The sequence below is a fragment of the Micromonospora sp. CV4 genome (assembly GCF_003667455.1).
Classification (GTDB): Bacteria; Actinomycetota; Actinomycetes; order Mycobacteriales; family Micromonosporaceae; genus Micromonospora.
Genome location: NZ_RCVI01000351.1, coordinates 1 through 15,592, shown reverse-complemented (window position 1 = coordinate 15,592; position 15,592 = coordinate 1). Strand labels below are relative to the sequence as shown.

Annotated in this window: 12 protein-coding genes; 8 read left to right on the top strand and 4 right to left on the bottom strand. The window is 72.5% G+C overall.

Annotated elements, in window-relative coordinates:
* Positions 1-1,070, top strand: a 1,070-nt coding sequence (locus EAD98_RS24840) for a molybdopterin-dependent oxidoreductase (RefSeq protein ID WP_147457484.1), incomplete at its 5' end; no start/stop codon positions are given.
* A gap of 354 nt (positions 1,071-1,424) precedes the next feature.
* Here EAD98_RS24840 and EAD98_RS24835 read toward each other — a convergent pair.
* On the bottom strand, positions 1,425-1,808 hold the full coding sequence (locus EAD98_RS24835; protein WP_121656411.1) for a WhiB family transcriptional regulator: 384 nt from the start codon (positions 1,806-1,808) through the stop codon (positions 1,425-1,427).
* A 252-nt stretch (positions 1,809-2,060) separates the two neighbouring features.
* Between EAD98_RS24835 and EAD98_RS24830 the strand changes: the two genes are divergently transcribed.
* Positions 2,061-2,873 (top strand): response regulator transcription factor, encoded by an 813-nt coding sequence (locus EAD98_RS24830; protein ID WP_121656410.1) that lies wholly within the window; start codon positions 2,061-2,063, stop codon positions 2,871-2,873.
* 123 nt (positions 2,874-2,996) lie between these two features.
* Here the strand turns inward: EAD98_RS24830 and EAD98_RS24825 are convergent, their stop codons facing one another.
* Complete coding sequence (locus tag EAD98_RS24825; protein WP_121656409.1) at positions 2,997-3,416, bottom strand: DUF5319 domain-containing protein; 420 nt, start codon at positions 3,414-3,416, stop codon at positions 2,997-2,999.
* Between the two features lie 186 nt (positions 3,417-3,602).
* Between EAD98_RS24825 and guaB the strand changes: the two genes are divergently transcribed.
* Positions 3,603-5,165 carry an IMP dehydrogenase gene (gene guaB / locus EAD98_RS24820; protein ID WP_121656408.1) on the top strand — a complete coding sequence of 521 codons (1,563 nt, stop codon included), beginning with the start codon at positions 3,603-3,605 and terminating at the stop codon, positions 5,163-5,165.
* Between the two features lie 27 nt (positions 5,166-5,192).
* Positions 5,193-6,311 (top strand): GuaB3 family IMP dehydrogenase-related protein, encoded by a 1,119-nt coding sequence (locus tag EAD98_RS24815; RefSeq protein ID WP_121656407.1) that lies wholly within the window; start codon positions 5,193-5,195, stop codon positions 6,309-6,311.
* A 104-nt stretch (positions 6,312-6,415) separates the two neighbouring features.
* On the opposite strand, the gene EAD98_RS24810 is transcribed toward EAD98_RS24815, so the two are convergent.
* A complete protein-coding gene (locus tag EAD98_RS24810; protein WP_121656406.1) occupies positions 6,416-7,537 on the bottom strand; it encodes a sugar phosphate isomerase/epimerase in 1,122 nt (373 codons plus the stop codon).
* A 451-nt stretch (positions 7,538-7,988) separates the two neighbouring features.
* Here EAD98_RS24810 and EAD98_RS24805 point away from each other — a divergent pair, with 451 nt between their 5' ends.
* A complete protein-coding gene (locus EAD98_RS24805) occupies positions 7,989-9,341 on the top strand; it encodes a M1 family metallopeptidase (RefSeq protein WP_233578297.1) in 1,353 nt (450 codons plus the stop codon).
* Positions 9,342-9,447: 106 nt separating this feature from the next.
* Positions 9,448-10,905 (top strand): M1 family metallopeptidase, encoded by a 1,458-nt coding sequence (locus tag EAD98_RS24800; protein ID WP_121656404.1) that lies wholly within the window; start codon positions 9,448-9,450, stop codon positions 10,903-10,905.
* Positions 10,906-10,950: 45 nt separating this feature from the next.
* Here the strand turns inward: EAD98_RS24800 and EAD98_RS24795 are convergent, their stop codons facing one another.
* A complete protein-coding gene (locus tag EAD98_RS24795; protein WP_121656403.1) occupies positions 10,951-12,069 on the bottom strand; it encodes an LCP family protein in 1,119 nt (372 codons plus the stop codon).
* A gap of 145 nt (positions 12,070-12,214) precedes the next feature.
* Here EAD98_RS24795 and EAD98_RS24790 point away from each other — a divergent pair, with 145 nt between their 5' ends.
* On the top strand, positions 12,215-13,912 hold the full coding sequence (locus EAD98_RS24790) for an FAD-dependent oxidoreductase (protein ID WP_121656402.1): 1,698 nt from the start codon (positions 12,215-12,217) through the stop codon (positions 13,910-13,912).
* Between the two features lie 71 nt (positions 13,913-13,983).
* Positions 13,984-15,540 carry a glutamine-hydrolyzing GMP synthase gene (gene guaA, locus EAD98_RS24785; protein WP_121656401.1) on the top strand — a complete coding sequence of 519 codons (1,557 nt, stop codon included), beginning with the start codon at positions 13,984-13,986 and terminating at the stop codon, positions 15,538-15,540.
* Positions 15,541-15,592 lie beyond the last annotated feature (52 nt).

Here is a 15,592-nt window from a genome sequence, read left to right as displayed (position 1 = left end):
ACCCGGAGTCCCGGCGGCGGTTCCTCACCAGCGCCGGGGTGCTGCTCGGCACCGCCACGGTGGCCGGTCTCGGCGGGCGCTGGCTGGCCGGGCGGCGCGGCGTGTCCGCCGCCCGGGAGGCGATCCGGCTGCCCGCGCCGGCCGTCCCCGCACCGGCCCTGCCGGCGGGCGCGGACCTCTCGATGGCCCAGCTCGCGCCGTACGTCACCCCGAACTTCGGGTTCTACCGCATCGACACCGCGTTGGTGGTGCCGCAGGTGGACCCGGCGACCTGGCGGCTGCGGATCCACGGGCGGGTCCGTACCGAGCGCACCTACAGCTACGCCGACCTGCTGGCCCGGCCGCTGGTCGAGCGGTACATCACGCTGGCCTGCGTCTCCAACGAGGTGGGTGGGGACCTGATCGGCAACGCGCGCTGGCTCGGCGTACCCCTGCGCGAGCTGCTCGACGAGGTCGAGCCGGAGGAGGACGCCGACCAGGTCGTCGGCCGTTCGGTCGACGGCTGGACGTGCGGCACCCCCACCGCGGCGCTCCGCGACGGGCGGGACGCGCTGCTGGCGATCGGCATGAACGGCGAGCCACTGCCGGTCGAGCACGGCTTCCCGGTCCGGGTGGTGGTGCCCGGCCTCTACGGCTACGTGTCCGCCTGCAAGTGGGTGACCGAGCTGGAGCTGACCCGATTCGCCGACTTCGACGCGTACTGGGTGCCGCGGGGCTGGTCCGTCGAGGGGCCGATCAAGACCCAGTCGCGGATCGACGCGCCCCGGGCGCGCAACCGGCTGACGACCGGCCCGGTCACCGTTGCCGGGGTGGCGTGGGCGCAGCACCGGGGCATCCGCCGAGTCGAGGTACGCGTCGACGGCGGGCCCTGGCAGGAGGCGGAACTGGCCCCGACGGTGTCGGTGGACACCTGGGTGCAGTGGTCGTGGCGCTGGGACGCCACGCCGGGTGAGCACCGGCTCCAGGTCCGGGCGACCGACGCGACCGGTGCGACCCAGACCGAGCGTAAGCAGGGCGTCGTCCCGGACGGCGCCACCGGCTGGCACACGGTCACCGTCACCGTCCGCTGAGCACCCCGGTTCCCGCCGGTTGAGGCGGGCCGCGCGGCGGTGCGGGGCCGCACGTGGAGATCTTGGACAGTTTCCGTTCCGCACGAACGGAAACTGTCCAAGATCTGCGGCGCCCGCAGCGGGAGGGCGGCAATGCGCGCCTGCGGCTGGGAGGGCGCCAAGCCGCGCCTGCGGCTGGGAAGGCGGCAATGCGCGCCTGCGGCCGGGAAGGCGCCAAGCCGCGCCCGCGGCCGGGAAGGCGCAAAGCGCGCCCGCGGCCGGGAAGGCGCAAAGCGCGCCTGCGGCGGGAAGGCGCGAACCGCGCCCCGGGTCGGGGCGCGGTTCGCGGCTCGTTCGAGGGGGGTGTGCCCGGGGTCAGGCGACGTTCCGCTGGGCCGGGACGGTGGACTTGTGCGGGCGGCCCAGCCGGGCCTCCAGGCGTGCCACGTCGACCCGGGACTGCCGGCGGTCCGCCAGGTCCTCCCAGCCGACGGCGAGCAGGCGCAGCCGCTCGGACTCGCTGAAGCCGCCCCACACGCCGTACGGCTCGCGGACCGACAGGGCGTGCGCGGCGCACTCGGCACGGACCGGGCAGGCGCGGCAGACGGACTTGGCGGCGGACTCCCGACGCAGTCGGGAGGAACCCCGCTCGCCGTCGGGGTGGAAGAACTGGGCGCTGTCCCGCCCTCGGCAGGCACCGAGCCGCTGCCAGTCCCAGAGATCGACGATGGGTCCGGGCAGTCTACGTACGTTCGACATCAGCACCCCTCCTCCCGCGCGGCACCGCGAGATCCTTGTGGCCGGCTTCCGGGCGGCGGGCCGCGCAGGCGCACCGTTCCCGGCCTGGATTTCTCGGTACCCGGGCTGTACCCGACTCACACGTCTGTGATCGAGAACGCCCTGGATATTGCGGCTTTTGCCCTATCTGTCGGAAAAGTTCGGAGGATTGCCGGGAACCCCCTCCCCAGCCGACCCCGTCATGGTCTGCTCGTTGACGGAAAGGAGATCACTGTGCGTACCGTTCTTGTGTGCGTTCGGACACCACTCGCGGCCCAGCACCTGACCTCGGCCGCCGCGCGGCTGGGTCTGTCCGCGATCGTTCGTACCGCCGTCTCCGATCCCGAGGTGATGCTGCGGCTGGCCGAGCGGCCGGCCGACGTGGTGCTGGCCGACACGGCCCTCACCCGGCCGGACAGCGCGGGCTTCGTCCGCCGGGTCCTGGCCCGCGCCCCGCAGGCCGCGGTGGTGCTGCTCGGCGCCGAGGAGGCCGAGGCGGCGGCGGCCACCATCAGCGCCGGTGCCCGGGGCCTCATCCAGAATGCCGACCACGACCTGACCAGCGCCGTGGCCAAGGCACTGCTGCTGCTCACCGCGCCCGGCCGGGCGTCCCGGCAACGGATCACCGATCCGGCCCGGGACACCGCGGCGGTCGGCGGGCGCTCCGCGCCGTCGGTACGCGGCGCGGGTGAGCCCGGCCGGGGTGCCCCGCCCAACGAGGGGCCGGCGGGTGTGCCGTCCGTGCCGGTGCAGCGCGGCGACGACGAGGTCGAGTCGCCGAACGGTGAGCCGGAAGCCGACCAGACCGAGCCGCCCCGGCCCGCCCCGAGCGCCCGGCCCGCCCGGGCGTCGATCGGGCTCACCGAGCGGGAGCTCCAGGTGCTGCTGGGAATGGCCGAGGGCAAGAGCAACGCGGAGATCGGCCGGGAGCTGTTCGTCTCGGAGGACACCGTCAAGACCCACGCCCGTCGGCTGTTCCGCAAGCTCGGCGCCCGGGACCGGGCGCACGCCGTGGCCGCCGGGTTCCGCGCCGGCCTGGTCGCCTGATCCACCAGTCAGCCGCGGCGCGCGCCTGACCGTGATGCAGTGGTCTCCCCGAACCGGGAGGCCACTGTTTCCTTGTCGCCGCACGATCCTGCCGGCTCGAACACCGGCGCGGTCACCGCGTGGTCAGTCGGTGGAGGGGGACGTGCCCGCTTCGTCCTCGGTGCCCTCGGTCAGGGTGTCGTGCACCCCGTCGGCGTACCCGCGGGCGTAGTCCCAGGTCACGTAGTGGTCCGGGTCCGGGTCGTACGCCGGCTCGTGCACCCGGGGCCGGCCCGAGTTGAGCAGGTGTCGCAGGTTGCCCCGGAGCAGGTCCCAGTCGAAGTAGTGCGGCTCCCGACAGTCCTCGCATTCGATCACCAGCCCGCGCACCCCGATGGGTGCCAGCAGCGCCTGGTAGATCTCCAGGTCGGCGAGGTCCTCCAGCACATCCTGCCGCTCGACGTCGGTCAGCGGATCCGGCGTCGCGTCGTCGCCCGGGTCGTCCAGCCCCGCGGTCGGATCGGCCGGGTCGCCGTTGAACGGGTCGATGGGCTCGTCGTGCACCCCCTCACCGTAGACCCAAGACGGCGGGAGCGTCCGCCCCCGGGGCGCGCGCCGGGCCGGCCCGCCACCGAAGGAGTCGCCCAGCTCACTGGGTACGATGGGACGACGCGCCGGCACCGTGGCGCGTTCCGGTGCCCGCCCGCGCCACCTCGCTGAAGTCGATCCGAGCAGCTCAGGGGAGCAATCGTGGAAAATTCGCCCAGCACCGACCTTCCGGCCGGCGCCGAGCACGCCGAGCTGGGCGGCCACCTGCCCGAGCTGCCGGCCGGCTCGGCCCGGGTGGTTCCGCTCGGGCTCACCTTCGACGACGTTCTGCTCCAGCCGGGCGAGTCGGACGTCGTTCCCAGCCGGGTCAACACCCGCACCCGGCTCACCCGCGGGATCGAACTGACCGTCCCGCTGCTCTCCAGCGCGATGGACACCGTCACCGAGGCGCGGATGGCGATCGCCATGGCCCGTCAGGGCGGCATCGGGGTGCTGCACCGCAACCTCTCCCTGGAGGACCAGGCCCTCCAGGTCGACCTGGTCAAGCGCTCCGAGTCCGGCATGATCACCAACCCGGTGACCGCCAGCCCGAACGACACCCTGCGCGAGGTCGACGAGCTGTGCGGGCGGTACCGGATCTCCGGCGTGCCGGTGGTGGACGGCGACGGCCAGCTCGTCGGCATCGTCACCAACCGCGACATGCGCTTCGTCTCCGAGCCGGACACCCCGGTGCACGAGATCATGACCCGGCCCCCGCTGGTCACCGCCCGGGTCGGGGTGAGCAAGGACGAGGCCCTGGAGCTGCTGCGCCGGCACAAGGTCGAGAAGCTGCCGATCGTCGACGACTCGGGCCGGCTGCGCGGGCTGATCACCGTCAAGGACTTCACCAAGAGCGAGCAGTACCCGAACGCCACCAAGGACGAGGCGGGCCGGCTGCGGGTGGCCGCCGCCGTCGGGGTCGGCGAGGACGCGTACAAGCGGGCCCGCACCCTGGTCGACGCGGGCGTCGACGTGCTGATCGTGGACACCGCGCACGGCCACCAGCGGGCCGTGCTGGACATGGTCCGCCAGCTCAAGAAGGACGTCGGCATCGACATCGTGGGCGGCAACGTGGCCACCTACGCCGGCGCGAAGGCGCTGGTCGACGCCGGCGCCGACGGAATCAAGGTCGGTGTGGGTCCGGGCGCGATCTGCACCACCCGGATCGTCGCCGGGGTCGGCGTCCCGCAGATCACCGCGATCATGGAGGCGGCCCGGGCCGCGCGTCCGGCCGGCGTGCCGGTGATCGGCGACGGCGGCATCCAATACTCGGGCGACATCGCCAAGGCGCTGGTGGCCGGCGCCGACACGGTGATGCTCGGCAGCCTGCTGGCCGGTTGCGAGGAGAGCCCCGGCGAGCTGATCTTCATCAACGGCAAGCAGTACAAGGCGTACCGCGGGATGGGCTCGCTCGGCGCGATGCAGTCCCGGGGGCAGGCCAAGTCGTACTCGAAGGACCGGTACTTCCAGCAGGACGTGCTCGCCGAGGACAAGCTGGTCCCCGAGGGCGTCGAGGGTCAGGTGCCCTACCGGGGTCCCCTGTCCGCGGTCGCCCACCAGCTCACCGGCGGGCTGCGGGCCGCGATGGGGTACGTCGGCGCGGAGAGCATCCCCGAGCTGCACCGGCGTGGCCAGCTGATCCGGATCACGGCGGCCGGGCTCAAGGAGAGCCACCCGCACGACATCCAGATGACCGTCGAGGCGCCCAACTACCACTCCCGCTGACCATCCCCCAACAATCTGGAGTCCCCCATGCGTGACGTGGTCGAGATCGGGCTGGGCAAGACCGCGCAGCGCGGCTACCACCTGGACGACATCGCCATCGTGCCGAGCCGCCGGACCCGGGACGTCGACGACGTCTCGACCGCCTGGCAGCTGGACGCGTACCCGTTCAACATCCCGTGCGTCGGCCACCCCTCCGACGCCACGATGAGCCCCGCGTCGGCGGTCCGGCTCGGTGAGCTGGGCGGCCTCGGCGTGCTCAACGTCGAGGGGCTGTGGACCCGCTACGAGAACCCGACCAAGGTGCTGGAGGAGCTGGCCGGCCTCGACGAGGACGCCCGCGCCACCAAGCGGCTCCAGGAGGTGTACGCGGAGCCGATCCGCCCCGACCTGATCGCCGAGCGGGTCCGCGAGCTGCGCGCCGGTGGCGGCACGGTGGCGGTGCGGGTCTCCCCGCAGCACACCCTGGCGCTGGCGCCGGTGATCCTGGACGCCGGGGTGGACATCCTGGTCATCCAGGGCACCATCGTCTCGGCCGAGCACGTGTCGACCACCGACGAGCCGTTGAACCTCAAGGAGTTCATCGCCGACCTCGACCTGCCGGTGATCGTCGGCGGCTGCACGGACTACAAGACCGCGCTGCACCTGATGCGGACCGGCGCGGCCGGCGTGATCGTGGGCATCGGTGGCGACGAGTGGTCGACCACCGAGTCGGTGCTGGGCATCCGCGTGCCGATGGCCACCGCGATCGCCGACGCGGCGGCGGCCCGGCGGGACTACCTCGACGAGACCGGCGGCCGGTACGTGCACCTGATCGCCGACGGCGACATCCAGACCTCGGGTGACATCGCCAAGGCGCTCGGCTGCGGCGCGGACGCGGTGATGCTCGGCGAGCCGCTGTCGCTCTGCGAGGAGGCGCCCGCCGGTGGTGCCTGGTGGCACTCGGCGGCCAGCCACCCGTCGCTGCCGCGGGGCGCGTTCGAGGTCTCCGGCGATCCGATCGGCTCGATGGAGCAGCTGCTCTTCGGCCCGGCCGACGAGGCCGACGGCCAGCTGAACCTGTTCGGCGGGCTGCGCCGGGCGATGGCCAAGTGCGGTTACCGCGACCTCAAGGAGTTCCAGAAGGTCGGCCTGGTTCTCGATCGCTGACCCCGTTCTCCGCACGTCGGAAGGCCGGCCCCGCCTCGTCGCGGGGCCGGCCTCCGTCGTACCGGGGGGTGTGCGCCCCCGGTGAACCCGGGCCGCGCCGGCGGCTACTTCTTGAGGTAGATGGTCAGGTCGGACATGTTGCGGTAGCTGGTCGCCGCGAAGTCCAGGGACTGGCTCTTGTTCTCGGTGCCGCCGGGGGCGGTGTCCATCTCCCAGTTGGCGTGGTGGAAGTCCCGCTCGCCGATGGTCTGGAAGAACTGCTGGAAGTTGAGGTCGCCCTCGCCCAGCGGGGTCATCTGGTAGCCGTTGGGCACGCTGGTGTCCCGGTCGCCGTCCTTGGCGTGGAAGAGCGGGAACCGGGTGGTCCGGTCGGCCACGGTGAGGATCGGGTCGAACAGGTCGGTCACCTCGCGGCCCGCCGGGTCGACGTACTTCTGGTGCTTGTAGCGGGCCACGTAGGCCCAGTAGATGTCCAGTTCGAAGAAGACGTACCGCGGGTCGGTGATCTCGAAGAAGTATTCGAGCCGGCGGATGCCGGAGGATCGGGTCTGCCGGCCCTGGTCGTCGCGTGGGCCACGGTCGATCAGGAAGCTGTACGCGGCGTCGTGGTTGTGGGTGTAGAGCCGCATGCCGCGCGCCCGGGCCTGCCGGCCCAGCTCGTTCCAGATGTCCGCGGCGGCGTCCCACTCGGCCTTGTACGCGCTGTTGGTCGGGTCGCTGCCGGTGCCGATGTTCTTCATGCCGAGTTCCTCGGCGATGTCCAGCTGCTGCTGGAAGGTGGCCGGCTGGATCGAGGCGTGGGTGCCGTTGGCCACCAGTCCGTTGTCGTCGAGGATCTTGCGGATCTCCCGCGGGGTGATCTGCCGGCCGAGGATCTCCGTGCTCTGGGTGTAGCCGGCGAACTCGATCTCCTTGTAGCCGATCTCGGCGAGCCGGGCGAGAACCCGCTCGAAGCCGTACGGCACGCCGCTGTCGTCGGGCGCGGCGGAGATCCGGTCCCGGACGCTGTAGAGGATGATGCCGCGGTTCTTCGCCGGGATCAGCGGTTCGACCCGCAGCTTGCTCTTCCCCTTGTCCTTGGGGTCGGCGAGCGCGGGGGTGCCGGTCGCGAGGACGGGCAGGCCGGCCGCTCCGAGCGCGGCGGCTGCGCCGGCCGAGGCGGCGAGCAGGGACCGGCGGCTGAGCCGGCCGGGAGAGGAGGCGTCGGGTGCGGTGTGATCTGGCATCTGTTCCACCTTTCGCGACGGCGGTCGCCGTCGATGACGATCAGCAGAGGTGCGACGAGAGTCAGGTCGCGGGGCGCCGTCGAGCGACCGTTCCGCATTTCCGGCGGGGCCGGAGTGTGCGGTGCCGCGAGGTCGAAGGGGCAGGTCCACGCCGTGTGCGGACGGAACGGTTGTTCCGTCCCGACTCCACCGGTGTGAATGTTCCGGACGCGTTACATCTTGGAGACAGACACTAACGTCGGTCGAAGCCGAAAGAAAGTATTGATCAGAGCCAACTTTTGTTGGATTCAACGAAAGCAACTGATGGTCTTCGATACGGGCCTCCTGCCCGCCGGCGCTGGCTAGGCTCGTCGTGACCCGGGAGGCCGCAGGAGGAGTGCCCATGGTCCTGACCGGACGGACGTCCGCCCGCCACCGGCTCGCCGTCGCCGTCACCGCGGTGAGCTGTGCGATGGCGGTGGGCGCGGCCGGCTGCACCCGCGACGACGACGGGTTCCGGCCCGGCGCCGTCGACGCCGGAGACCCGTACGTCCCGGGGCGCGGCAACGGCGGCTACGACGTCACGCACTACGGCCTGGACGTCCGCTACGACCCGGCGACCGACCGGCTGACCGGCCGGGCCACCATCACGGCGACCGCCACCCAGGACCTGTCCCGGTTCAATCTGGACCTTGCCGGGCTCGACGTCGGCGCGGTCACCGTCGGCGGCGCCCCGGCCGAGCACCGCCGCGACGACGGCGAGCTGACGGTGACTCCGCACGACGGGCTGCCACGCGGCCGGCCGTTCACGGCGGTGGTGGAGTACGCGGGCGTGCCCACCGCCAGCACCGACGGGGAACTGGGCAGCGGCGGTTTCCTGCACACCGCCGACGGAGCGGTCGCGCTCGGCCAACCGGACTCCGCCGCCACCTGGTTCCCGGTCAACGACCACCCGTCCGACAAGGCCGGCTACGACCTCGCGGTGACCGTCCCGGACGGCCTGTCCGCGCTGAGCAACGGGGTGCCCGGGCCGAAGACCAGCAGGGACGGCTGGACCACCTGGACGTGGTCGGAGAAGGCGCCGATGGCCAGCTACCTGACCACGCTGGTGATCGGCGACTACCGGGTGGTGAGCGGCAGTCACGCCGGCCGCCCGATGGTCACCGCGGTCGCGGCGAGCCTGCCGGCGACCGGTGGCGCGGCCGGCTCCCTGGCCCGGACCGGCGAGATCGCCGACTTCCTGGCCACGCGCTTCGGCCCGTACCCGTTCGACTCGTACGGCGGGATCGTGGTCGCCGACGACCGGATCGGCTACGCGTTGGAGACCCAGTCCCGACCGGTCTACGGGCCGGCCTTCTTCGCCGACGACCGGCCCAACCTGGGCGTGGTCGCGCACGAGCTGGCCCACCAGTGGTTCGGCGACAGCGTGTCGCTCAGCAGGTGGGGAGACATCTGGCTCAACGAGGGCTTCGCCAGCTACGCGGAGTGGCTGTGGGAGGAGCACGACGGCGGCCGCACCGCGCAGCGCAACTTCGAGCTCCAGTACGCGGCGACCGACTGGTCGCAGCCGTCGGTCGAGCCGGGCCGGGAGCGGATGTTCGGCACCGCCGTCTACAAGCGCGGCGCGCTCGCCGTGCACGCGCTGCGTCGCACCGTCGGCGACGACACCTTCTTCCGCATTCTGCGCACCTGGACCGATGAGCGGGCGGCGGGCAACGCCACCACGTCGGACTTCGTGGCGCTGGCGGAGCGGGTGGCGAACCGGCAGTTGCGCCCGCTCTTCGACGCCTGGTTGGTGGGCGGCGCGGCGCCCACCCTGCCGTGACGGGCCCGTGATCGTCGGTCGATAGGCTGCCGCCTGCGATCGGCGGGCAGGCGCCCTTCGCGTGGAGCGGCGCAGGCCGCCTCCGCCGTACTGGGGAGGGCTCGTGATGTGGGTGACGGGGCGCAGGCTGCGGGTTGGCGTCGGTCTGCTGGTGACCGGGGCGCTCGCGCTGTCCGGATGCGACTCGGCGGCCCCGGAGGCGGCGCCGACAGCGAACGCTTCCCCGACGCCGTCGCGGACGTTCACTCCCGGCGCGGCCGGGGTCGGTGACGCCTACTTCCCCACCTACGGCAACGGCGGCTACGACGTCGGGCGGTACACCGTCAAGGTGCGCTACGACCCGGCGAAGGACCACCTGACCGGCACGGCCACGGTGCAGGCAACCGCGACCGCCGACCTGTCGACGTTCAACCTCGACCTGGCCGGCCTGACCGTCAAGTCGGTCACCGTGGACGGCGCCCCGGCCACCCACACCCGGGAGAAGAACGAGCTGGTGATCAAGCCGGCCGCCGGCCTGATCGCCGGCAACGGCTTCGTCGCCGAGATCGGGTACGAGGGGGAGCCGAAGCCGTTGAAGAACGAGGTGCTCGGCGACGGCGGGTTCCTGCACACCACCGACGGCGCCATCGCGCTCGGTCAGCCCGAGTCCGCGAGCACCTGGTTCCCGGTCAACGACCACCCCTCCGACAAGGCGGCCTACGACTTCGAGATCACCGTACCGGACGGCGTGACCGCCGTCAGCAACGGCGTACCCGGCGGCAAGACCAGCAAGGACGGCTGGACCACCTGGAAGTGGTCGGAGAAGTCGCCGATGGCCAGCTACCTGAGCACGCTGGTGATCGGCAAGTTCCGGATCACCACCGGTGAGCACAAGGGACGACCGGTGTACAGCGCGGTCACCACGAAGGTGGCCAAGGGCGCGGCGGACGCGTCGATCGCGAAGACCGTCAAGGTGGCCGACTACCTGGAGAGCGTGTTCGGGCCGTACCCGTTCGACGCGTACGGCGGTGTGGTGGTCTCCGACAGCCGCATCGGCTACGCCCTGGAGACGCAGAGCCGCCCGGTCTACGCCGCCAGCTTCTTCCGGCAGGGCGAGAACACCGAGGTGGTCGCGCACGAGCTGGCCCACCAGTGGTTCGGCGACAGCGTGGCGCTGGCCAAGTGGGAGGACATCTGGCTCAACGAGGGCTTCGCCACGTACGCGGAGTGGCTCTGGGCCGAGCACACCAAGGAGTACACCGCCGAGCAGGCGTTCGACATCCGGTACGCGCGGGTGCCGGCGCAGGTGTGGAAGACGCCGCCGGGCCGGCCCGGTGCGAAGGAGCTGTTCAGCGAGTCGGTCTACCAGCGCGGCGGGATGACCCTGCACGCGCTGCGGGTGGCCGTCGGCGACAAGGCGTTCTTCAAGATCGTCAAGACCTGGGCGGCGGAGAAGCGCAACGGCACCGCCACCACCGCCGAGTTCGTCGCCCTCGCCGAGCGCATCTCCGGCAAGCGACTCGACGCCGTCTTCGACGCCTGGCTCTACGGCACGAAGAAGCCTCCCACCCCCAAGGCCCTCTGATCCCGACCCGTTCCCCGCGATCCGGTGCGATCGCGGGGAACGGGGTCAGGCCTTGACGCGCAGGGTGGGATGGGCGGCCAGGTAGGCGTCGGCGCGACCGGCGCGCAGCTCGGTGATGAACTTTCGGCCGACGCTGGTGAGCTGTTCGCCGCGGTAGGCGCTGCCCTTGCCGACGCCCGAGCCGGGCAGGCCGACCAGCACGAACCGGTCCTCCGGGACGTTGCTGAGCGCGTACGCCAGGTCGACGATGCGCCGGCCGCCCACGTAGATCAGGGTGTCGCCCAGCGCGGCGACCACCTGGTCGACCCGCTCGGGCTGCCGGGCCAGTCCCTCGTCCAGGATCTTGCGGGTCAACGCGCGGATCAGCTGCTGCTGGTGGCGCTGCCGGGCGTAGTCGCCGCCGGTGATGTAGCGCTGCCGCGCGTAGTCCAGCGCCTGCCAGCCGTTGAGGTGCCGGTCGCCCTTCTCGTAGACCATCTGCGGCCCTTTGTACCCGCCGGGGGCGCTCTCGCGGTACTTGCCGTCGGGCCGGCGGTGCAGTGACTCGACCCGCTGGTCGATGTAGACGTCCACGCCGCCCAGGGCGGTCACCAGCCGGTCGAACCCGGTGAAGGTGAGCACCGCGCCGGCGTCGATGCGCAGACCGGTGTACCCGCTGACCGTGCTGCGCAGCAGCTCGTACCCCTGGGCGGCGCTCGGCTGCTTGGGCTTTCCCGGCACCCGGCTGCCGAAGCTCATCGCGTGGGTGAGCTTGGTCTTTCCGCCGGAGTAGTCGGCCTTCGGGAACGCCGGGATGTCCACCAGCAGGTCACGGGGGAGCGAGAAGAGGTACGCCCGGCCCAGCCCCTTGGGCACGTGCAGCACCAGCACGGCGTCGGCGTGCGGCTCCCAGCCGGGCACGCTGACCCGGGTGTCCACCCCGACCAGCAGCAGGTTCAGTGGCCCGGTGATGTTGGCGCCCGGCGGCGGCCCGGTCGGGCTGGCGCTGGGTGTGCCGGCCGGCGGCGCGCTCGGCGAGCCGGGCGGTGCCGCACCCTCGGGGGTGCTGCCGCCGGTCAGCCGGGTGACCACCACCGCCCCGGCCGCGACCAGCGCGACGATGGCGAGGGCCGCCAGCCCCAGCAGCAGCCACCGTCGACGCGGTGCCATCGATCCGAGGACCATCTTGGATTTCCTTCCACCCGTATCCGGAACAACGCTCCGACGGGTGCTCCGGGTTGCGGCCGGAAGGCGCCGGGTCGGTCGGCCGGAGCATGATCGCGCGAAACTGCCGCTGGCGCGAGCGCTACTCACCGGTAATGATGCGTTCATGCGGTACGACGTGATCGTCATCGGGTCCGGCTTCGGCGGCAGCGTCACCGCGCTCCGGCTGGCCGAGAAGGGCTACTCGGTCGGCGTGCTGGAGGCGGGCCGGCGGTTCGCCGACGACGAGTTCCCGCAGACGTCGTGGCGCGCCCGCCGGTTCCTGTGGGCGCCGAAGCTGGGCTGCTACGGCATCCAGCGGATCACCCTGCTCCGTCCTGCCGACCGGCGATCCGGCGGTGGCGTGCTGGTGCTCTCCGGAGCCGGGGTGGGCGGCGGGTCGTTGGTCTACGCGAACACCCTCTACGAGCCGCTGCCCGCCTTCTACACCGACCCGCAGTGGCGGGACATCACCGACTGGCGCGACGAGCTGGCCCGCCACTACGACCAGGCGAAGCGGATGCTCGGCGTCACCACGTACCCCGTGGACACCGGCGCGGACCGGGCCATGCGGGCGGTGGCCGAGCGGATGGGGGTGGGGCACACCTTCCACGCCACCCCGGTCGGCGTGCACATCGGCCGCCCCGGCGAGCGGGTCGCCGACCCGTACTTCGGTGGCGCCGGCCCGGAGCGCACCGGCTGCCTGCACTGCGGCTCGTGCATGACGGGCTGCCGGCACGGGGCGAAGAACACGCTGGTCAAGAACTACCTCTGGCTCGCCGAGCGGCTGGGGGCCACCGTGCACCCGCTGACCACGGTGACGGCCGTCCGGCCGGCCGCCGGCGGCGGGTACGAGGTGCACACCGAACGCACCGGGGCCTGGCTGCGTCGCCGTCGTCAGGTGCTCCAGGCCGACCAGGTGGTCTTCGCGGCCGGGGCGCTCGGCACCCAGCGGCTGCTGCACGCGATGAAGACCGACGGCGCGTTGCCGGGGCTCTCGCCGCGCCTGGGCGAGCTGACCCGGACCAACTCGGAGGCGATCCTGGGGGCCTCGGTGCCGCGCCAGCGTGCCCGGTCGGAGCGGCTGGACTTCACCGAGGGGGTGGCGATCACCAGCTCGTTCCACCCCGACCCGCAGACGCACGTCGAGCCGGTCCGCTACGGGCGGGGGTCCAACGCGATGGGGTTGCTCCAGTCGCTGCTGGTCGACGGGGGTCCGCACCGGGTCCGGCGCTGGCTGGGCAGCATCGTGCGGCAGCCGGGCCTGGCCGCGCGGATGCTCTCGGTGCGTGGCTGGTCGGAGCGGACGGTGATCGCCCTGGTGATGCAGTCGGCGGACAACTCGCTGAGCACCCGGTGGCGGCGTGGCGCGCTCGGCCGCCGGCTGGTCACCGGCCCGGGTCACGGCGCGCCCAATCCGACCTGGATCCCGGCCGGCAACACGGCCGCCCGGCTGCTGGCCGAGCAGATCGGCGGTACGCCCGGCGGCTCGCTCACCGAGCCGTTCGACATCCCGATGACCGCGCACATCCTGGGTGGCGCGGTGATCGGGGCCACCCCGGCCGACGGCGTGATCGATCCCTACCACCGGGTGTACGGGCACCCGGGGCTGCACGTGGTGGACGGCGCGGCGGTCTCGGCCAACCTCGGCGTCAACCCGTCGCTGACGATCACCGCTCAGGCCGAGCGGGCCATGTCCCTCTGGCCCAATCGGGACCAGCCCGACCCGCGCCCCCCGCTCGGCAGCCCGTACCTTCGGGTGGACCCGGTCCCGCCGCGCACCCCCGCCGTCCCCGCCGGCGCTCCCGCCGCCCTGCGGCCCTGACCCGACCCGGTGGCGCGCTGCGGGCGAGCCGGTGCCGGGGGCGGCGGTGACTGTCGGTAGGCTTTCTGCACATGAGCCTGCCTCGCCCCGTCCTCGTGGTGGACTTCGGAGCCCAGTACGCCCAGCTCATCGCCCGCCGGGTCCGCGAGGCGAAGGTCTACTCCGAGATCGTGCCGCACTCGATGCCGGTCGCCGAGATGCTGGCGAAGAACCCGGCCGCGATCATCCTCTCCGGCGGCCCGTCCAGCGTCTACGCGCCGGACGCCCCGCAGATCGACGCCGGCATGTTCACCGCCGACGTGCCGGTCTTCGGCATCTGCTACGGCTTCCAGGCGATGGCCCAGGCGCTCGGCGGAACGGTCGCGCGGACGGGCAATCGCGAGTACGGCGGCACCCCGCTGCGGCCCCGCCTGCTCGACCCCGGTGTGCTGCTCCGCGACCTGCCGGCCGACCTGCCGGTCTGGATGAGCCACGGCGACTGCGTCACCGAGGCGCCCGAGGGCTTCACGGTGACCGCCGAGTCGGCGGGCGCGCCGGTGGCCGCGTTCGAGGACGTCGCCGGTCGCCGGGCGGGCGTGCAGTTCCACCCGGAGGTCGGGCACACCGCGCACGGCCAGGAGATGCTGACCCGCTTTCTGTACGACATCGCCGGCATCGAGCCGACGTGGACGGCTGAGAACATCATCGACGAGCAGGTGGCCCGGATCCGCGCCCAGGTCGGCGACAAGGAGGTCATCTGCGGCCTGTCCGGCGGGGTGGACTCGGCGGTCGCCGCGGCGCTCGTGCACAAGGCGGTCGGTGACCAGCTCACCTGCGTCTTCGTCGACCACGGCCTGCTGCGTGCCGGCGAGGCGGAGCAGGTCGAGAAGGACTACGTGGCGGCCACCGGCATCAAGCTGAAGGTGGTCGACGCGGCGGACCGGTTCCTGGGCGCGCTGGCCGGCGTGACCGACCCGGAGCAGAAGCGCAAGATCATCGGCCGGGAGTTCATCCGGGTCTTCGAGGCCGCCGCACGCGAGATCGCCTCGCACGGCGATGTGGAGTTCCTGGTCCAGGGCACCCTCTACCCGGATGTGGTCGAGTCCGGCGGCGGCACCGGCACCGCCAACATCAAGAGCCACCACAACGTCGGCGGCCTCCCCGAGGACCTGAAGTTCGCGCTGGTCGAGCCGCTGCGCACGCTGTTCAAGGACGAGGTCCGGGCGCTCGGCCTGGAGCTGGGCCTGCCCGAGGCGATGGTCTGGCGGCACCCGTTCCCGGGCCCCGGCCTGGCCATCCGGATCATCGGCGCGGTCGACCAGGAGCGGCTCGACCTGCTGCGTCGGGCCGACCTGATCGCCCGGGAGGAGTTGACCGCGGCCGGTCTGGACCGCGGCGTCTGGCAGTTCCCGGTGGTGCTGCTCGCCGACGTGCGCAGCGTCGGCGTGCAGGGCGACGGGCGCAGCTACGGGCATCCCGTGGTGCTGCGCCCGGTCTCCAGCGAGGACGCGATGACCGCCGACTGGTCACGACTGCCCTACGAGGTGGTCGCCCGCATCTCCACCCGGATCACCAACGAGGTGGCCGAGGTGAACCGGGTGGTGCTGGACGTGACCAGCAAGCCGCCGGGCACCATCGAGTGGGAGTGAGCGCACCTCACGCGGCCGGCGGGAAGGGCGGCGTCGGGGCGTACCCCGGGCC